The organism is Mesorhizobium sp. M0816 (assembly GCF_040320005.1).
Classification (GTDB): domain Bacteria; phylum Pseudomonadota; class Alphaproteobacteria; order Rhizobiales; family Rhizobiaceae; genus Mesorhizobium.
Genome location: NZ_JAMYOT010000019.1, coordinates 57,801 through 76,391 on the forward strand (window position 1 = coordinate 57,801; position 18,591 = coordinate 76,391).

The following is an 18,591-nucleotide window of genomic DNA, read 5'->3' on the forward strand; positions in this document are numbered from 1 at the left end:
GGCGGATGGCAGAGACGACACTGGCCCACATCGGCCGAACAGAGCTGCGGCCCGCAGGCTTGCAAGGCATCGCCGCCGACTGGTCCTCGGATCAGCGGGCGTTCAAAAACGTGTCCTGGGGCAAGGCCATGATGTGGATCTTCCTGCTCAGCGACACGTTCATCTTCGGCTGCTTCCTGCTCTCCTACATGACCGCGCGTATCTCAACACGCGTGCCGTGGCCCAATCCGAGCGAGGTCTTCGCCCTGCGCATCGGTGGCTCCGACATTCCACTGATCCTTATCGCCATCATGACCTTCGTGCTGATCTCGAGCAGCGGAACGATGGCCATGGCGGTCAATTTCGGCTACCGCCGCGACCGCCGCAAGACGGCAGTGCTGATGCTCTTGACCGCAGCACTCGGCGCGACCTTCGTCGGCATGCAGGCCTTCGAATGGACCAAGCTGATTACCGAGGGCGTGCGGCCTTGGGGCAATCCCTGGGGCGCTGCCCAGTTCGGCGCATCCTTTTTCATGATCACCGGCTTCCACGGCACGCACGTGACGATCGGCGTGATCTTCCTGATCATCGTGGCGCGAAAGGTCTGGCGCGGGGATTACGATGTCGGACGGCCCGGCTTCTTCACCAGCCGAAGGGGCCGCTACGAGAACGTCGAAATCATGGGGCTTTACTGGCATTTCGTCGACCTGGTCTGGGTGTTCATTTTCGCATTTTTCTATCTTTGGTGAGAGGCAGGACATGGCTGAAGCAACCGCAAACGGCCTGGGACAACACGCACTGGACAGCGCCCGTACCCATGATGCGACGACGACCGGCGTTACCCCGGCGGAGGTTCATCAGGAGCACCCGATCAAGCTCTATCTGGTGGTCTGGGCGTGGTTGTTCATCCTCAGCACCTGCTCCTATCTGGTCGACTATTTCGGTCTCCACGGCTATCTCAGATGGTCGCTGATCCTGATCTTCATGATCCTCAAGGCAGGACTGATCGTCGCCATCTTCATGCACATGGCCTGGGAACGGCTGGCACTGGCATATGCAATTATCCTGCCGCCGGTGCTGGTTCTGGTGTTCGTGACGATGATGGTCTTCGAAGCGGACTACACGCTTCTCACCCGAATGGCGTTTTTCGGGGCCGGGCCCTGACATGCAATCCGGATCCAGGCCGTCCGGTCCTGGAGCCTTCGCCTTGAAACAATCCACGACTGGTCCATTTCTGTTGGTATCGGAAACGACAGGCGATGCCGGCGTTTCCACATGCGTCGCGAACACCAGCAAGGGGCGCCCAAGATGACCATCGCAAACAGACTGAAGGACTTCATCGATAGGAAAGGAATTTCCTACGACACCGTCGAGCATCACCGCACGGCGACAAGCAGACAATCTGCCATTGCGGCACATGTGCCTGGCAGCATAATGGCCAAATCGGTGGTCGTTCACCACGACCGTGGCTACGCGCTCGCCGTGGTTCCAAGCACGCACAGGATAGAACTCGCGACATTGCAGGATGTCATGGACAAGCCTCTTGGACTTGCCTCCGAAGACGAGGTGGTCTCGTTGTTCGGCGATTGCGATGTCGGCGCTGTGCCGCCGATCGGCGCTGCCTATGATGTGCCAGTGGTCCTGGATGAAAGCCTCGGCGACGCTCCCGAAATCTATTTCGAGGGCGGTGACCATAGGACGCTGGTGCATGTGAGCGGCAAGGATTTCCGCGACCTGACAAAGGACGCGCGCCACGCCCGTTTCAGCCACCCGGCCTATTGAAAGCTCTGCCCCACCCTGCCCGCACCGGCACTTTCACCGGTGCGCGCAGGGCAGGTTTTTTTCAGCTCACGGTCTGGTGGCCGGCGGCGATTCCACAACTTTCCGATAGACATGCCAGGTCGCATGACCAAGGATCGGCAGCACGACTGCCAACCCGGCGAACACTGGCAGCGAGCCGACGATCAGGGCGACGGCGACGATAAGGCCCCACACGGCCATCACGATCGGGTTGGCCAGGACAACGCGCACCGAGGTGTGGATGGCTTCGTAGGCGCCGACATCGCGGTCGAGCAACAACGGGAACGCGACGACCGTGGTGCACAACACAACCGCGGCGAACACGAAGCCGATGGCGTGACCCAGGATGATGAGCGTCCAGCCGCGTCCCGTGGCGAATATTTCACTGATGAAGCTGGACAGCGATTGCGGCGGCGCCGGGCCGAACAGGGTCTGGTAGAATATCTGGGCCGTCAAAAGCCAGGCGATAAAGATCGCAAGCAGCATGACGCCGACCGCTGCAATAGCCGGCAGTGCCGGAGAACTCCTGACCTCAAAGGCGTGCCTCCACGAGGCGTCGAGCCCGGCTTCCCGTCGCCGGCTGATCTCATAGAGGCCGATCGCCGCGAACGGACCAATCAGTGCAAAGCCGGACACAAGCGGAAACAGCAATGGCAGCGTGTTGTTACCTGATGTCCAGACAGCAAGCACGACTCCCGCAATCGGATAGATCAGGCAGAGAAAAACGATGTGCGACGGCTTGACCATAAAATCGTCGACGCCACGCCTGAGCGCATCAAAAAGATCGGAGACACCGATTTTTCGAATTCTGGTGTGTTCCAGCGTCTCGCCGGCGCCTGCTATCACGTGAAAGCTTGCCATGACCATTCCTCCAGACCAGGTCCGGTAAGGTCGCGTTTTACGGTGCTGCCGTTCTGCATGATTGGCCCACGCAAACCGCGACCTGCACCATGATCAATATACTCTCATGCGGGGGACTTGTCGCGCTTTGTAGGAAGGCCCGGGAGTAGGAGCTCCCGGGTAGCCTGACTAGCTACGGACGCCGTTCTTCGATATGCTCTTCTAGTCGAAGGTGAAGGTCATGGACGGAAGGACAGTTCTCATACTCGGCCTTGGCGTCATTATTCTGCTGTTGCTGGGATTTTGTGCTCTGCCAACGTGATGTTTTGAGCCGGGGTCAATAGTCGGCTGAAGCGATCACTCGCATTACAATGGTGTCGGCAAGCAACGCCGCAAATATTGCGAAAAGATAGACAATCGAATACGCAAACAGTGCCTTTGCCGGCTTCATCTCCTTGTCGGCGACGAGAACCTTCCAGGCCTGCCAAATGAAACCTGCACCCAACGCGGCTGAAACAGTGCCGTAATATCCGCTCGCGAAGCCGAAGCCCCAAGGAAGCACGCCGATTGGCGCCAAGAGCAGCGAATAGGCGAAGATTTGTTTTCTGGTCGAGTGCTGGCCGGCCACATTCGGCATCATCGGGACCCCCGCCGCGGCATAGTCACCGACCTTGAAAAGGGCCAGCGCCCAGAAATGAGGCGGCGTCCAGAGGAAAATGATCAGAAACAGGATGAGACTTTCAATGCCGATTGCGCCGGTTGCAGCAGCCCACCCGATCACCGGAGGAAGGGCGCCTGCCGCGCCGCCTATGACGATATTCTGTGGCGTCGAGCGCTTCAGCCACATCGTGTAGATAACAACATAGAAAAAGATGGTGAACGCCAACAACGATGCGGCGAGCCACCCCACCAGCACGCCGAGCGTCATGACCGACAGTGCGGAAAGCACCAGACCGAAGCTGAGAGCTTCGCCAGGCGTGACGCGACCGGACGGAATTGGTCGCTTGGACGTGCGACACATCAAGGCGTCTATGTCTGCGTCGTACCACATATTGAGCGCGCCGGCGGCTCCCGCTCCAACCGCGATTGCGCCGATGGCAATTACGGCGATAACTGGATTCATCACGCCGGGCGCCATCATCAGGCCGACGAAGGCAGTAAACACGGCAAGCGCCATGACGCGTGGCTTCAAAAGCGCAAAGAAATCACCCGCCGTCGCCTCCGAGAGGCGGATGCCGGTATCCTTGAGACGGCTTTCTTCAGTCGACATTCAGACGACCACCGATGGGAATGGCAGCCTAGCCGGCCAATGTCTTTTTTGCAACGAGCCGCCCTCCCCACCGACACTGCCGGCAGATTGCGGCCGAGGCTATGCCTCGACCTGTTTGCTATGCCAAGATCCGGCGGAAGAGCCGGGCTATTTGGAGAATTGCTTCAGATAAGCAATGACGTTGGCGATGTCCTCGTCTTTCTTGAGGCCGACAAACGCCATCTTGGTTCCTTTGACCATCGCCTTGGGATCGCGAAGGTAGGTCGTCAGCGTGGCTTCGTCCCATTTAACGCCGGATTTTCCGGCCTCGGTCATAGCCTTGGAATAGCTGAACCCTGGATGCGTGCCGGCCGTTCGGCCGATGACGCCGTTCAAGGACGGACCGATCTTGTTCTGATCCTTGTCCGCGATATGGCAGACCTTGCATTTGGCGAAGACCTTCTCACCCGCCGCGGCATCCTGTGCCCGCGAGGGGCCGGCAATGACGGTGGCGACGGACATGATGATAAAAAACACAATGGCACGCATGGCATTTCCTCCCTGATCGCCAATTTGCCCTGGCTGACCTGCACAGGCCGACATTTAGTCCGCTGGCATGCGCTCTTGAATGGCAGAACGGATATCCAATGCCTGGGGTTGCGGCACCTACATACCACAGAACCCGGCCGGCAGGTAGAGTTCGGCCATGCAAAGGTTTAATGCGGACAATCTGCTCAAGGCAATTTGGTGTTGCAGCTGGCGGCGATCCGGCCGATCGCCTCTTCAACTCCGGTGAGGTCAAACTCGGCTTTGCCGCGCCCCGACAGCAGCCCGAACCGCCAGGACAGCAGCAGCCGGTCCGCGGAAATCAGTCGCCTGATGCCGTCGGCACCGTCGCGGACCAGCATTCTGCTGCGCGGGCCGACCGACCAGCTTTCGTTGAGCTTGCCGGATTGGCCGACAGTCACCGACATGGCGATGGTTCGGCTGGCGGAAACGGTGTCGCTCAGTTGCAGCCATTCGCTCCAACGCGGTTCGCCGGCTGTCCGGCAGGCGATCGTCAAAACCGGGCTGTAGCTCAATGCGCCGCCACCGGTGATGAGCTTGTTGGTCGCGTAAAGCGAGGCGGTGACAAGGCCATCGCTGCTCTTGTCGAACCGCCAGTTGTCGAGAACCGTATCAGCCTGGGCAATGCCGCAGACCGACGCAAGCAGGAACGCCGCCGCCACGCTTCCGATACCGAAGAACTGTCTCAACGATGCCTCCAACAACCGCTGCGGTCAGCAACCCAGCGCAGATAATCATCAAAGCTTCATATCGCTACCTCGACCGCCAGATGCGTGAAATCCGTTGCGTCTGCGCCACAACGAAAAAGGCCGCCTCGAGAAGGCGGCCTTTCGGAATTCAGCGGGGACGTTATTCAGCGTCCTTGGCGGCCTTCTTCTTCGGCGCGGCCTTTTTCTTCGGCTCTTCAGCGTCGTCGTCGGCCTTCTTGGTGTCCGCTTTTTTCGCAGCCGCCTTCTTCGCCGGCTTGGCCTTGGTTGTCTCCGTATCCTCGTCGTCGGCCAGCAGCTCTTCCTTGCTGACCTTGACATCGGTGACCGAAATCTGGCCGAGCAGATGGTCAACCACCTTCTCTTCGAACATCGGCGCGCGCAACGTGTTCAGCGCTTCGGGATTATTGCGATAGAATTCGAAGGCTTCCTGCTGCTGGTTGGCCGGATAGCGACGCACCTGCTCGAACAGGCCGCGCTGCAATTCCTCGTCCGTCACAGTGACGCCGGCCTTCTCGCCGATTTCGGCGAGAACCAGGCCGAGACGCACGCGGCGCTCGGCAAGCCGCATGTATTCGGCACGCGCTTCTTCTTCCGTCGTCTCTTCGTCGGCAAAGGTGCGCCCAGCAGCTTCGAGGTCGCGGTTGACCTGGTTCCAGATGTTGTTGAACTCGGCCTCGACGAGCTTGGACGGCGCCTCGAACGAGTAAGCAGCGTCGAGCTGGTCGAGCAACTGCCGCTTGACTTTCTGGCGCGTTATCGAGCCGAACTGGTTCTCGATCTGACCGCGCACCACCTCGCGCAGGCGCTCCAGCGATTCAAGGCCGAGATTTTTGGCCATCTCGTCGTTGATCTCAAGCGCACCGGGCTTCGACACTTCCTTGATCGTCACGTCAAAAGTGGCTTCCTTGCCGGCCAGATGCGCCGCCTGGTAGTTTTCCGGGAAGGTAACCGTGACCTGCTTCTCGTCGCCGGCCTTGCTGCCGACCAGCTGGTCCTCGAAGCCGGGGATGAATTCCTTCGAGCCGAGCACCAGCGGCTGATCGGTGCCGGCGCCGCCGCCGAAGGCTTCGCCGTCGATCTTGCCGACATAATCGATGGTCACGCGATCGCCCTCGGCGGCCTTGCCGGTCTTCGGCTCGTAAGTGCGGGCGGATTCAGCGACACGCTTGACCTGCTCGTCGATCTCTTCATCCGGCACGTCGAACACCTGGCGCGTCACCTTGATGTCGGAGAAATCCTTGATCTCGATCGGCGGAATGACCTCATAGTTCAGGCGGAACTCGAAATCGGCACCGCCTGCCAGGATCTTCTCGGCTTCCTTCTCGTCCTCGGTCATGATCACTTCAGGCTGCATGGCGGCCTTTTCGCCGCGCCCGGTGATGATCGAACGGGTCGAATCATTGAGAATCTCGTTGACCACTTCGGCCATGAATGATTTGCCGTAGACCTTGCGCAGATGCTGCACCGGCACCTTGCCGGGGCGGAAGCCGTTGATGCGGACCTTGTTCCTGGCGTCGGAGAGCCGCGCCATCAGCTTGGCTTCCATGTCACCGGCCGGCACGGTGATCTTGATCTCGCGCTTGAGACCGGAGTTGAGCGTTTCGGTGACCTGCATCATAAAACCTTTGTTTCCACCAATGAGGCCGTCAAACGGCCCCTGCCGTTTACAGCCTGCCGGTATGATCTTGCCGGGAATGGCTTTTGGTGCGGGACTTGGCGATCTGTCCGCTCAACGCGGCACAAATCCTCCAGAAATACGCTCCAAAATGTGAATAAGTCTTTGTTTTTCCTACTTCTTATCACATTCTGCAGAAGCGGATCGTCGCGTCCCGTCACATTCGACACGCCTTTTGTCACAGGCGCGGCCGATTTTCAACCATCTTTGCATTCCGGCCAATGATGCCGATGTGGGCTCTGACATTGACAGAATGATGGCTACATGGGATTGGCCGGGCAATGCGGATGTGGCGGAATTGGTAGACGCCCTGGATTTAGGTTCCAGTGCCGAAAGGCGTGGGGGTTCGAGTCCCTTCATCCGCACCACCCTTCGCTCTTCGAGCTGCAGGTGGCAGGCCACTCGAAGCTCCTCCGAAGCCTTGGCGAAGGAGGATCATTGCCAAGGCCGTAGCGCGATCTAGTAAAGCGGCTCCTCGAACAGTGTCTTGTCGCCATCCACCAGCGCCTTGATCTGCGCCGTGCCGTTCGCCGCAATCGCCACCCGGATGCCGAACGGCCGCACCCGCATGTCGTTCTGGATCGCCATCCCCTCGCCTTCCGGCAGATAGAAGCGCTCGATGCCGTAATCCGGCGCGATCGTCGTTGCTCCCTGGCTGATATTCCAGCCCTCGGAGACGTGTCCGACGATATCGGCTTCATCGGATGCTGCCGGCGCCGGCGCTTGCCCGAACCAAGCCGCGGTCGGCCCCCAATAGCCGTCGGCGCCCTGCTTCAGCCTGACCACGATCGACGTTTCCTCGCTGGAAAGCTTGCCGGCCGGAATGTTGCCGATCAGCTTCACCGGTATGCGCGAAATATCGTAGCCGAGCAGAATGTAGTCACCGCGCAAGAGATCGCGCGGATCGATCGGCTCGACCCTGAGCAGGACCTGCTTGCCATCGCGCAGGATCGCCGCGCGTCCGGCGATGATCCAGCTCAGAAAGCCGATCTGGACGAGCGCCAGGACCAGCGCCGAGATGATCAGTCTTTTGCCGGTCATCATGCCGCCGCTCCTGTCATGTTCGAGGCGTTCATGCGCTTTTCTATGCGGATGATAATGAAAGCAAGAACGGCGAGAAGCACCGCCGCCGCAAGGAAGAAGCCTGCCGTGTCGAGCATTGATTGCAGCATCACCACATAGATGATGGCGAGTTCGAAGGCGAAGCCCGCATAGGCAACCCAGCGCAGTCCCCGGCTCTCGCGGCCGCCCAGCACGATCGCCGCGACGATGCCGGCCAGCGCAACAGCCGAGGCAATGGCGAAGCCGCTATTGTAGCTGCTTTCATCCGCCAGTTCGAATTGGATCATCGCCAGGCCGGTGAGAAAGCCGATCAGCGCGTGCAAGGGCAACCTGCCGCCGAGTTGCAAAACCCTCTCGACCGGCCCGGCAGCAAAGATCGCAGCGGTAAAAAGCAGCACCGACGCGGCAACGAGCGGGATGGCGACTTGCAGCGTGTCGTATTCCATGGCCAACAGCACGAGGTAGAAAAGCACCGACAGGATGATCAGGTGGCGCGCCGCCTGGCTGCGCGTCCAGAACGAAACGGCGAACAGAATTAGCGCCATGACCACGAAGAGATGCGGAAATTCCGTGCGCCGGAAGTAGTCGAACCCTCTCAGGAACAGCCAGGCATCGGCGATGCCGACAGCAGCGACGGTCAGCGGGTTTGAGCGCAGCGCCACCGCCGCCAGCGCCGTGCCGGCGCCCCAGGTGATCAAGGCCGAGGCCTCGTCGCCCGACAAATGATACATCTGGCCGATCAGCGCGATCGATCCGCCGAACGCTGCTGCCGCGACGATCCACAGCGCCTCGCCGATCGCCGCATGGTCGCGCATCTTCAGCACCGCGCCGCCGACATAGCCGGCAAGGATAACGGCAAAAAGTGCCGCGACCCGCACCAGCCGCGGGATGACTTCCCAGTTGGCGGCGATAAAGATCAGGATAGCCGCGCCGAACAGCAGCGCCGCCATCATCGCCAGGATCGAGCCGAAACTCAGCGATTTGCGTTCGTTTGCCTCGACGTCGCGCGTCAGCGCATCGGCTGTCGGCGCGTCGATCAGGCCGGCCTGTTGCCATCGTGCGATATCCGACCTGACCCGTGACGAATAGCTCGCCATGCCCCTCCCCCTTTGCTTGGTCCTTTTAGCTCGTCCGGCCAAGCGTTTGACCTAACGGCATTTTCCGATCTGGGCGGAAAGCCGGACGCGCGTTAATGCTGCATTGCACAATTTGCATTGCTGCCATGCACCAATAGCGCTTTTAAATCGATATGACCCCACCTATTTTCACGGTGCACACAAAGACGGAATGATCCGAAAGAAAGACGAAACGAGACTACCATGAACCTGATCCGCAACTATCGCAACTGGCGCCGCTATAGGGACACCGTGTCCGAGCTGAACCGCCTGAGCACCCGTGAACTGACCGACCTCGGCATCAGCCGCAGCGACATTCACTACGTCGCCCGCAAGGCGGTCTAATCCTTCGGGCCGCAAATGGTCCGAACCAGTTTTGAAAAGAGAACGACAATGAACCTGATCCGCAACTATCGTAACTGGCGCGTCTACCGCGAGACGGTTACCGAGCTGGGTCGCCTGTCGAATCGCCAGCTCAACGATCTCGGCATCGTCCGCGACGAGATCAAGATGGTCGCTCGCAGGGCGATCTAACCACAAGAATTTCGCCAGGGTCGACCTCCTCCCCGACCCTGACGGATACGGTCAGCCTTCACCTCCTCCCGAGGGTTGACCACAAAAACGGCGCCCGCCGGACCTCCTCCCTCGGCGGGCGCTGTTTCCAGGTTGTTTCTAAAAAGGGTTTCGCGCCCTTTCAAATGGCGAAAAGAATTTCGTCAAAGCCGACCTCCTCCCCGGCGATGACGAATACGGTCGATCTTCACCTCCTCCCGAGGATCGACCAACAAAACGACACCCGCCGGACCTCCTCCCCCGGCGGGTGTTGTTGTTTTGGGGCGGCTTCCCCCGTCAGCCATTCTCCCGCGTGGCAATTGCAATCCTTGCGCCAAGCGACTATTTCGGCGCTCATGGACAAGAACCCCATTCACGTTATCGGCGGCGGACTTGCCGGCTCCGAAGCCGCCTGGCAGGCGGCCGAAGCCGGCGTTCCCGTTGTCCTGCATGAAATGCGTCCCGTCCGCGGCACCGATGCGCACAAGACCGACGGGCTGGCCGAGCTCGTCTGTTCCAATTCCTTCCGCTCCGACGATGCGCAAACCAATGCCGTCGGCCTGCTGCACGCCGAAATGCGGCTGGCTGGTTCGCTGATCATGAGCGCCGGCGATGCTCACCAGGTGCCGGCCGGCGGTGCGCTGGCCGTCGACCGCGACGGGTTTTCCGAAGCGGTGACCAGAAAGCTCGAAGCCCACCCGCTCATCACCATTCGGCGCGAGGAAATGCCGGGCCTGCCGCCGGCGGATTGGGACCAGGCGATCGTTGCCACCGGCCCGCTGACCGCGCCTTCGCTCGCCCAATCGATTGCGGAAGCAACCGGCGCCGACGCACTCGCCTTCTTCGATGCCATCGCGCCGATCGTCCATTTCGACACGATCGACATGGATATCTGCTGGTTCCAGTCGCGCTACGACAAGGTCGGCCCCGGCGGCACCGGCAAGGATTACATCAACTGCCCGATGGACAAGGAGCAGTACCTTGCCTTCGTGCAGGCGCTGGTCGACGGCCAGAAAACCGAATTCAAGCAATGGGAAGGCACGCCCTATTTCGACGGCTGCCTGCCGATCGAGGTGATGGCCGAGCGCGGCGTCGAGACATTGCGCTACGGGCCGATGAAGCCGATGGGACTGACCAATGCGCATAATCCGTCTGTAAAGGCGTATGCCGTCGTCCAGCTCCGCCAGGACAATGCGCTGGGTACGCTCTACAATATGGTCGGCTTCCAGACCAAGCTGAAGCACGCCGAGCAGGTGCGCATATTCCGCACCATCCCCGGGCTGGAAAACGCCGAATTTGCCCGCCTAGGCGGCCTGCACCGCAACACCTACATCAATTCGCCGACGCTGCTCGACGCGTCGCTGCAGTTGAAGTCGCGACCCGGCCTGCGCTTTGCCGGCCAGATCACCGGCTGCGAGGGCTACGTCGAGAGCGCCGCCATCGGTCTGCTTGCCGGGCGCTTTGCCGCCGCCGAAAGGCTTGGCCACGCGCCGTCGCTGCCGCCCTTGACCACCGCCTTCGGCGCCTTGCTCAACCACATCACCGGCGGCCATATTGTCTCCGACGACGAGCCGGGAAAGCGCTCCTTCCAGCCGATGAACGTCAATTTCGGTCTGTTCCCGCCCGTGGACGCGCCAAAGATCGAGGGCAAGCGGCTGCGCGGCAAGGACAAGACGGTTGCCAAGCGGCACGCCGTGACATCGCGCGCGCTCGCCGACTGCCGCGAATGGCTGGGGCTGCCTTCCCAGGCCGAAGCTGCGGAATAACGATCAGGTTGGCTACGCGGCAGCCTCTATGCGACCGGCCAGCCCCGCGTCGCGCGCCGGAACAAGAGCAAATGCCGGCGCAAGGCCGAAAGCCGCACCGCGCCATCAAGCGGTGAGTGGCGGGAGCCCTCCATCTTGCCGAGATACGCGCCCGTCAGAGCCAGCGGCAGAAAGGCCGGACGCAGTGAAACCGGCAGGGTGGACGCCCCCTGCTCGAAAGCGGAAAGATGCTCGCGTGCCAGCGCGATCATCGCGGCAACGGCGCGTTCCGCGCCCGGCCCGCCGTCGCCTGTAACGAATTCTTGCGGCGAGGATCCCGCCGCTGCCAAAATGTCGGCCGGGACAAAGCACTGTCCCCGCTTGCGATGCAGCGGCAGCAGAAGCAGCAGACCGGTCATCGCCTGCGCACAACCTGCCCTGCCGGCAAGTTCGGCAAAGCGCGGTGCTTCGGCCGGATCGAGCACGATCGCCGCAAGCTGGATGAGCGCGGCGGCAGTCTCGCCGCAATAGCCTTCGAGATCGGTGCGCGACGGCATCGGGTCGTCATAGAGATCGAAGACGCGCGCTTCGAGCATATTGTCGAAAGCGGCCTTGGGCAGGCGGTGAGTGGAAATCGTCGCCTTCAGCGCGTCCGCCACGGGATGGCCAATCTCTGCCTCATCCTCTTCGGCGGCGATGACATCGCGCCACCATTGCAGCCGGACCTCGCCCGGCAGCGCTTCGCGGATGCGATCGCGTATGCCGGCAATTTCGGCGTTGAAGGCATAGAGCGAAAACAGCGCGTCCCGCTTGTCTTCGGGCGCGTAGAGCGCGGTCAGATAGCGGTCATGATCGGCGGCGCGCACCGTCTCCATGACGACTTTGGTGTTTTCGGCCACGTCAGTCGACGGCGAGGAGTGCTGCCGCCACGGCGCGGTCTTCAGCCAGCAGCACATTATAGGTCCGCACCGCCGCCCCGGTCGACATCGGATCGGCGGAAATGCCGGCGTCCTTCAGCGCGGCACGCAGCGCGGTCGGCAACGGCCTCAGATCCTTGCCGCTGCCGACCAGCAGGATCTCGACCTTGGCGGCCTCGTTGAACAGCTTGGTGAAATCCGCTGCCGTCAGCGCCAACGGATCGGCCGGCTCCCAGCCATAGATGCCAGAAGGCAGGCACAGCAGCGAGCCGCGATGCGACATGTCGGCAAAGCGGAAACCGCCATTGCCGTAAGCCTCGATCGGTGCGCGGCCGGGGAAATGCGCCTCGCGGATGACGATGCCCTTGGCCACTTTTGAGGCAAGCCGTCAGGTGGCTATGGCTTTGCCGCCGCCCACCGGCTTTTCCTCATCGGACGCTGTGGCCTGCGGCCGCAGCTTGAACAGGATAAGCAGTGGCGCGGCGATAAAGATCGACGAATAGGTGCCGAACACGACGCCGAACAGCATGGCCATGGTGAACGAGCGGATCACCTCGCCGCCGAACAGCACCAGCGCCAGCAGCGCCAGGATCGTCGTCACCGAGGTCAGCGTCGTCCTCGACAGCGTCTCGTTGATGGCGTTGTTCAGCAATTGCGGCAGCGGCATTCGCTTGTATTTTCGCAGATCCTCGCGAACACGGTCATAGACGACGATCGTATCGTTGAGCGAATAACCGATGATAGTGAGGATCGCCGCCAGCGACGACTGGTTGAATTCGAGGCCGGTGATGACGAAGAAGCCGATCGTCATGACCACGTCGTGAACGGTCGCAACGATGGCGCCGACCGCGAACTGCCATTCGAAGCGGAACCAGACATAGATCAGGATGCCGAGCAGCGCGACCAGCATGGCAATGGTGCCTTGCTTGGCAAGCTCGCCCGAGACCGTCGGCCCGACCACTTCGACGCGGCGGAAATCATACTGGTCCTGCAGCTCGCCGCGCACTTTGTCGATGACGGTCTGTTCGGCGTTCTCGCCGCCCTCCTGCGTGCCGACGCGGATCAGCACGTCGTTCGGTTCGCCGAACTGCTGAACCTGCACCTCGCCGATGTTGAGTTCCGTCAGCCTGCCGCGGATGTCGGCGAGATCAGCATTGCCGGTCTTGGCCTGCACCTCGATCAGTGAGCCGCCCTTGAAATCGATGCCGTAATTGATGTCGATGGTCATGAAGCCGATGACCGACAGCACCGAAAGCACGCTGGACAGTGTGAACGTCCAGCGGCGGATGCCCATGAACGGAATTTTCGTTCCCGGCGGAATGAAGGTCACCGGCGCGCGCGGCAACTCCTTCGGACGGGCCCGGCGAAGCCAGATCGACACCAGCAGGCGGGTGAAGGTGAAGGCGGTGAAGACCGTGGTCAGGATGCCGATGGCATAGGTGACGGCAAAGCCCTTCACCGGCCCGGTTCCGAGCCAGAACAGCACCACGGTTGCGATCAGCGAGGTCACGTTGGAATCGACGATGGTCGCCAGCGCCTTGCTGAAACCGGTATCGATCGCCTGAATGACCGAGCGGCCGGCACGTCGCTCCTCGCGGATGCGTTCATAGATGAGGACGTTCGAATCGACCGCCATGCCGATGGTCAGCACGATACCGGCGATACCAGGTAGGGTCAGCGTCGCTCCAAGCAGCGACAGCAGCCCGACGATCATCGCAACATGCACCGCCAGCGCGATGTTGGCGAGGAAGCCGAGGAAACCATAGGCGACGAACATGAACGCCACCACCAGGATTGACCCGATGATGCCGGCGACCTTGCCGGCATGGATGGAGTCCTGGCCGAGGCCAGGGCCAACCGTGCGCTCCTCGATCACGGTGAGGGTCGCCGGCAAAGCGCCGGCACGCAGCAGCACGGCGAGGTCGTTGGCGCTCTCGGCAGTAAAATTGCCCGAGATTTGGCCGCTGCCGCCAAGGATCGGTTCGCGGATCTGCGGCGCCGAAATCACCTGATTGTCGAGGATGATGGCGAACAGCTTGCCGACATTCTGCGATGTCGCCTGGCCGAACCGCGTCGCTCCCCTGGAATTGAAGGTGAACGAAACCACCGGCTCGTTGGTCTGGGAGTTATAGGTCGCACTCGCTTTGTCGAGGTCTTCACCCGAGACGATGACGCGGTTCTCGATCAGATAGGGAACGGGCGGATCGTCCTGCGAATAGAGCACCGAGGACCCCGCCGGCGGGCGGCCCTTGAGCGCATCCTGCACCGGCATCGACTGGTCGACCATCTGGAAGGTCAGCTTGGCGGTCTGGCCGAGGATCTCCTTCAGCCGCTGCGGATCCTGCAGGCCCGGCACTTGGACCAGAACGCGATCGTCGCCCTGCCTTTGCACGATCGGCTCGGTGGTGCCGAGCTCGTTGACGCGGCGACCGACGACCTCGATCGACTGCGTCAGCGCCGCCGAGGTGCGGTATTTGATGCCGGCATCGGTGACGGTGAACTTGAGCAGGCCGGGCTGGGATTCATCCAGTGTCATCTCCCGGATGGAGCCGCCGCTGAACAGGCCAGCTTGCACCGGATCGGTTAATGTCTTCAACGCATTCTTGGCGGCATCGACCTGATTGGCATCGGTGATGCGGACCTGAACGCTGCGGCCCGATCCGGAAAGGCCGGTATAGCCGACCTTGGCATTGCGCAGCAGCGTTCGAATTTCGTCGCGCGTCGTCTCCAGCTGGTCCTTGATCAGATCGTTCGGATCCATCCTGAGCAGGATGTGCGAGCCGCCCTGCAGGTCGAGGCCGAGCGTCATCTGCCGCTTCGGCACCCAGTCGGGCAACTTGGCCAGCGTGCTGGCGGAAAAAAGGTTGGGCGCAGCGAGGACCACTGTGGCGGCCACGGCCAGCCAGATCAGGATCATCTTGAAGCGCGAAAAATAAAGCATATGGCGTCGTCCGTCAGGGCGTACTGGCGGATCGTTCCGCCGACAATTCGGTTATTTCTTGGCGTTCTGGTTCGCCACCGGCTCGCCCTTGACGCGCACGTCGGCGATCGTCGAGCGCAGCGCCGTCACCTTGGTACCGCCGCCAAGGTCTATCTCGAGCTCGTTATCGTCGATCACCTTGGTCACCTTGCCGACCAAGCCTCCACCGGTGACAACGGTGTCGCCGCGGCGAACCGCCGCCAGCATCTCGCCGCGCTTCTTCAGCTGTGTACGCTGCGGCCGGATGATCAGAAAATACATGATCACGAAAATCAGAGCAAACGGCACGATCTGGATAAACATTGCGGACGAGTCCCCGCCGATGCCTTGGGCGTATGCCGGTGTCACGAACATCGAGGTACTCCTGAATTTTAAAAACAGCCGCCAAACCGTTCTGGGAATTTGACGGCCCCGCCAAATTTGGCCGGAATATAGTCGGTAACGTTGCCAATGCAACTGCGCCGCCGGGCAAATCGGCTGCTTTTCCGGCTTGGTGAGCCGTGTTAGAGGGTGATCCCGAAAAGCGACGCTCGGTTTCCGCAAAAGATCATGCCCGAACAAATGCTTGGGACGAGTTTCGAAACCGCTGAAATCAGGTAGGTTGGCCTGCCGCACCATCCCAAATGCGAAACAAAAAAGACAAGAGATGACCGACAGTACCATCGATATCCTGAGCCAGAAGCTCGACCGCCTGATCGAGGCGGTCGCCCGCCTCGCCCCAACACCGGTGCCGCAAACCGACCTCGGCGAGGCCGATTGCTTCGTCTGGCAGGCCGATCCCGGCTATCTGGAGCCGGTGCGCAAGGTCAACCGCGTCGACATCGGCCTGATCCGCGGCGTCGACCGCGTCCGCGACATATTGGTCGACAACACCGAGCGCTTCGCCTTAGGCTATGCTGCCAACAACGTGCTGTTGTGGGGCGCGCGCGGCATGGGCAAATCGTCGCTGGTCAAGGCGGTGCACGCCGCGGTCAACGCTTCGGCCAACCTCGACCTGCCGCTCAAGCTTATCGAGATCCATCGCGAAGACATCGACACGCTGCCGAAGCTGATGGGACTGCTGAAGGCGGCACCCTTCCGCTTCATCCTGTTTTGCGACGACCTGTCATTCGACCATGACGACACGTCCTATAAATCGCTGAAGGCAGCTCTTGAAGGCGGCGTCGAGGGCCGCCCGGCCAACGTCATCTTCTACGCCACCTCGAACCGGCGGCATCTGTTGCCGCGCGACATGATCGACAATGAGCGCTCGACCGCGATCAACCCGTCGGAAGCGGTCGAGGAGAAGGTTTCGCTGTCGGACCGCTTCGGCCTGTGGCTTGGCTTCCACAAATGTTCGCAGGACGAATATCTCGACATGATCGACGGCTATGTCCGCCATCACGATCTCGCCATCGATCCCGAGACGCTGCGCGCCGAGGCGCTGGAATGGGCGACGACGCGCGGCAGCCGTTCGGGCCGCGTCGCCTGGCAGTTCACCCAGGATCTGGCAGGCCGGCTCGGCAAATCGCTGAAGGATTAGCCGCTCAAGGACTAACAGCAGAAGAAGCCCGCACCTTGCGGAGCGGACTTCCTCGGCGGGCTGAAGGTCAAGTGGCCCGCAAATCGCTTTCGTCTTCTATTCGAGATAGGTCGAAGGATCGACCGGCGCCGAGTTCTTGCGCACTTCGAAATGCAGTTTCGGCGAGTCGGTGGTGCCGCTCATGCCGGACAGGGCGATTTCCTGGCCGCGCTTGACCTTCTGGCCGCGCTGCACCTCGATCGAGCTGGCGTGGCCGTAGACAGTGACCAGACCGTTTTCGTGCCGCACCAGCACCGTGTTGCCGAATTCCTTGAGGCCGTCACCGGCATAGATGACGACACCGTTTTCAGCCGCCTTGACCGGCGTCCCCTCGGGCACGGCAATGTCGACGCCGTCCTTGCCGCCGCCGAAGCTTGAGATCACGCGGCCGCGCACCGGCCAGCGCATCTTGCCGATGCCGGTTGCGTCCGGAGCGACCGCATCGTCGTCCTCGGCCTGCTGGATGACTTTCGCGTCCTTCTTTGGCGGCGTGTAGGAGGCGAGCGTCTGCGTCGGCGTTGTCTTGGCCGGCGGCTGGGTGGTGGCCGTCGTCACCGGATCGACCTTTGCCGGCTTCACGTCGGCGACGACAGCGGTTCCGCCTGCCGGCACTTTCAGGGTCTGGCCGATCTTGAGCAGTCCATCCTGCATGCCATTCGCCTGCTTCAACGCGACGACGCCGACGCCGGTCTTTCTGGCGATGGCCGACAGCGTATCGCCTTGCTGAACCGTGTAGGTGCCGCCGGCACCGGCTGGCTTGGCCGTCGCCGAAGCCACTTTGGGCGCGGTCTTTCCATCCTTCGGCTGGCTCGCGGCAGCCGAGGCGTCCACCTGCGCGGCAGACTTGCCTTCCCTGAGCTTCGGCTGCTGCGGCAGCACGGCCACCTTCTCCGGCGCGTCGGCCGGCTGGTCGTGCCTGGTGCCGTTCGCGGGCTTGGCGTCGGCGACTTTCGGCGTGGCGCCGTTGCTCGAATACGCATAGGCCGGGATGACGAGCTTCTGGCCGGTCTTCAGCCCCTTGGTCGCGCTCAGCCCGTTGACTTTCATGATGGCATCGGCCGGCACGCCGTAGCGCCGCGACAGGCCGGAAATGGTCTCGCCGTCCTTGACGACGATCTCGGTTGCATGCGGTGCGCCGGCGGCCGTCGCCATGCGCGGCGCGTCGGGCTCGGCGTTCTTGAACGGCCTTGCCGCCGGAGCGACGGTGCCGGTTGCCGTCCTGTCGACACGAGGAGCGGCAGGCGCCAGGGCCGGCGCGGCAGCGGTACGCACCGGACGGGCGGCAGGCGCCATGGCGGGAGCCGGCGGCGGCAATTGCTGCGCCGTGACCGGTTCGAGGCTTGAGCGGCTGACCGACTGGGTGTGGCTGCCGTCGATCGGCGCGGCCGCAACATCGCCCGGATAGGGCTGGGCAGCATCCTGCTTGTCGATGATGGCGCGCTGGTTGTTGGTCGAGGCGGTGAACACGTCATCGACGCTGTTGAACCGCGCCACCTGGGAACTACACCCCGTCGCAGCGCCTGCGATCATGAGGACGGCGCAGCCACGCGCCAGATTGCGTCCGTTTGCCTTCAAAACACTGAATTGCATCGCACTAACCCGCACAGACCCGGTACAACTGAGTGTGATTAAAGCGCGTTAATGTTACCGGTCGGTTAAACCTGTAGAATCAGACGCAAATTTTCTTAAAATAGTCGAGGAAGGCTCTCAACTTCGTCGTCCTAGGGCGGAGCAGGAGCGAAGCTCCGTCGCGGAGACCCTGGGATCCATTCCGTGACCTTGGCCGAATAATACGGCGGAGCAGCATTCTGCACCCTTGCAACGCCTCAAGGGCGCGGC

The 18,591-nt window shown here is 61.6% G+C and carries 19 protein-coding genes and 1 tRNA gene; 8 read left to right on the forward strand and 12 right to left on the reverse strand.

Translation table 11 applies throughout. The features are described from left to right. Positions 1 to 5 precede the first annotated feature (5 nt). From NKI17_RS25460 to NKI17_RS25470, 3 genes are all read left to right on the forward strand, one after another. Positions 6 to 728 carry a heme-copper oxidase subunit III family protein gene (locus NKI17_RS25460; protein WP_352466991.1) on the forward strand — a complete coding sequence of 241 codons (723 nt, stop codon included), beginning with the start codon at positions 6 to 8 and terminating at the stop codon, positions 726 to 728. A 10-nt stretch (positions 729 to 738) separates the two neighbouring features. Next, positions 739 to 1,143 carry a cytochrome C oxidase subunit IV family protein gene (locus tag NKI17_RS25465; protein WP_352470444.1) on the forward strand — a complete coding sequence of 135 codons (405 nt, stop codon included), beginning with the start codon at positions 739 to 741 and terminating at the stop codon, positions 1,141 to 1,143. Positions 1,144 to 1,287: 144 nt separating this feature from the next. After that, positions 1,288 to 1,761 (forward strand): aminoacyl-tRNA deacylase, encoded by a 474-nt coding sequence (locus NKI17_RS25470; protein ID WP_352906955.1) that lies wholly within the window; start codon positions 1,288 to 1,290, stop codon positions 1,759 to 1,761. A 66-nt stretch (positions 1,762 to 1,827) separates the two neighbouring features. On the opposite strand, the gene NKI17_RS25475 is transcribed toward NKI17_RS25470, so the two are convergent. From NKI17_RS25475 to tig, 5 genes are all read right to left on the reverse strand, one after another. Beyond that, positions 1,828 to 2,640 carry a DUF2189 domain-containing protein gene (locus tag NKI17_RS25475; RefSeq protein ID WP_352454471.1) on the reverse strand — a complete coding sequence of 271 codons (813 nt, stop codon included), beginning with the start codon at positions 2,638 to 2,640 and terminating at the stop codon, positions 1,828 to 1,830. 316 nt (positions 2,641 to 2,956) lie between these two features. Next, positions 2,957 to 3,889: a heme o synthase gene (locus tag NKI17_RS25480; RefSeq protein WP_352906956.1), complete on the reverse strand. Its 933-nt coding sequence runs from the start codon at positions 3,887 to 3,889 to the stop codon at positions 2,957 to 2,959. A 147-nt stretch (positions 3,890 to 4,036) separates the two neighbouring features. Beyond that, entirely contained in the window at positions 4,037 to 4,390 is a 354-nt protein-coding gene (locus tag NKI17_RS25485; RefSeq protein WP_502894605.1) for a c-type cytochrome, read from the reverse strand. A 212-nt stretch (positions 4,391 to 4,602) separates the two neighbouring features. After that, the gene (locus NKI17_RS25490) at positions 4,603 to 5,124 is read right to left on the reverse strand and encodes a hypothetical protein (RefSeq protein ID WP_023678909.1); all 522 of its coding nucleotides are present in this window, start codon (positions 5,122 to 5,124) and stop codon (positions 4,603 to 4,605) included. Between the two features lie 160 nt (positions 5,125 to 5,284). Beyond that, positions 5,285 to 6,760, reverse strand: coding sequence for a trigger factor (tig, locus tag NKI17_RS25495; RefSeq protein WP_023678910.1), 1,476 nt, complete (start codon positions 6,758 to 6,760; stop codon positions 5,285 to 5,287). A 343-nt stretch (positions 6,761 to 7,103) separates the two neighbouring features. Between tig and NKI17_RS25500 the strand changes: the two genes are divergently transcribed. Continuing rightward, positions 7,104 to 7,188 (forward strand) — tRNA-Leu (locus tag NKI17_RS25500). A 91-nt stretch (positions 7,189 to 7,279) separates the two neighbouring features. Here NKI17_RS25500 and NKI17_RS25505 read toward each other — a convergent pair. After that, positions 7,280 to 7,864, reverse strand: coding sequence for a GDYXXLXY domain-containing protein (locus NKI17_RS25505; RefSeq protein WP_352587907.1), 585 nt, complete (start codon positions 7,862 to 7,864; stop codon positions 7,280 to 7,282). Continuing rightward, on the reverse strand, positions 7,861 to 8,979 hold the full coding sequence (locus tag NKI17_RS25510) for a DUF2157 domain-containing protein (RefSeq protein ID WP_352568847.1): 1,119 nt from the start codon (positions 8,977 to 8,979) through the stop codon (positions 7,861 to 7,863). Before NKI17_RS25510 ends, NKI17_RS25505 begins: the two co-directional genes overlap by 4 nt. Before the next feature lie 222 nt (positions 8,980 to 9,201). Between NKI17_RS25510 and NKI17_RS25515 the strand changes: the two genes are divergently transcribed. The 3 genes from NKI17_RS25515 to trmFO all read left to right on the forward strand — a co-directional run bounded on the left by NKI17_RS25515 (position 9,202) and on the right by trmFO (position 11,315). After that, entirely contained in the window at positions 9,202 to 9,342 is a 141-nt protein-coding gene (locus tag NKI17_RS25515; RefSeq protein WP_023678913.1) for a DUF1127 domain-containing protein, read from the forward strand. Between the two features lie 48 nt (positions 9,343 to 9,390). Then, positions 9,391 to 9,531, forward strand: coding sequence for a DUF1127 domain-containing protein (locus tag NKI17_RS25520; protein WP_023678914.1), 141 nt, complete (start codon positions 9,391 to 9,393; stop codon positions 9,529 to 9,531). Positions 9,532 to 9,905: 374 nt separating this feature from the next. After that, positions 9,906 to 11,315, forward strand: coding sequence for a methylenetetrahydrofolate--tRNA-(uracil(54)-C(5))-methyltransferase (FADH(2)-oxidizing) TrmFO (gene trmFO / locus NKI17_RS25525; protein WP_352568848.1), 1,410 nt, complete (start codon positions 9,906 to 9,908; stop codon positions 11,313 to 11,315). A 26-nt stretch (positions 11,316 to 11,341) separates the two neighbouring features. On the opposite strand, the gene NKI17_RS25530 is transcribed toward trmFO, so the two are convergent. Genes NKI17_RS25530 through yajC form a run of 4 tightly spaced genes read right to left on the reverse strand, consistent with a single transcriptional unit; the run spans position 11,342 to position 15,545 of the window. After that, a complete protein-coding gene (locus tag NKI17_RS25530) occupies positions 11,342 to 12,169 on the reverse strand; it encodes a phytoene/squalene synthase family protein (RefSeq protein ID WP_502894606.1) in 828 nt (275 codons plus the stop codon). A 25-nt stretch (positions 12,170 to 12,194) separates the two neighbouring features. Then, entirely contained in the window at positions 12,195 to 12,584 is a 390-nt protein-coding gene (locus NKI17_RS25535) for an Mth938-like domain-containing protein (RefSeq protein ID WP_352568849.1), read from the reverse strand. A 15-nt stretch (positions 12,585 to 12,599) separates the two neighbouring features. Then, positions 12,600 to 15,152: a protein translocase subunit SecDF gene (gene secDF, locus NKI17_RS25540; RefSeq protein ID WP_352568850.1), complete on the reverse strand. Its 2,553-nt coding sequence runs from the start codon at positions 15,150 to 15,152 to the stop codon at positions 12,600 to 12,602. A gap of 51 nt (positions 15,153 to 15,203) precedes the next feature. Further along, positions 15,204 to 15,545 carry a preprotein translocase subunit YajC gene (yajC, locus tag NKI17_RS25545; RefSeq protein ID WP_352451381.1) on the reverse strand — a complete coding sequence of 114 codons (342 nt, stop codon included), beginning with the start codon at positions 15,543 to 15,545 and terminating at the stop codon, positions 15,204 to 15,206. Positions 15,546 to 15,837: 292 nt separating this feature from the next. Between yajC and NKI17_RS25550 the strand changes: the two genes are divergently transcribed. Next, positions 15,838 to 16,713, forward strand: coding sequence for an ATP-binding protein (locus NKI17_RS25550; protein ID WP_352906957.1), 876 nt, complete (start codon positions 15,838 to 15,840; stop codon positions 16,711 to 16,713). A gap of 96 nt (positions 16,714 to 16,809) precedes the next feature. Here the strand turns inward: NKI17_RS25550 and NKI17_RS25555 are convergent, their stop codons facing one another. Further along, positions 16,810 to 18,342, reverse strand: a complete 1,533-nt coding sequence (locus tag NKI17_RS25555) for a peptidoglycan DD-metalloendopeptidase family protein (protein WP_352906958.1) — start codon at positions 18,340 to 18,342, stop codon at positions 16,810 to 16,812. Positions 18,343 to 18,591: the final 249 nt, after the last annotated feature.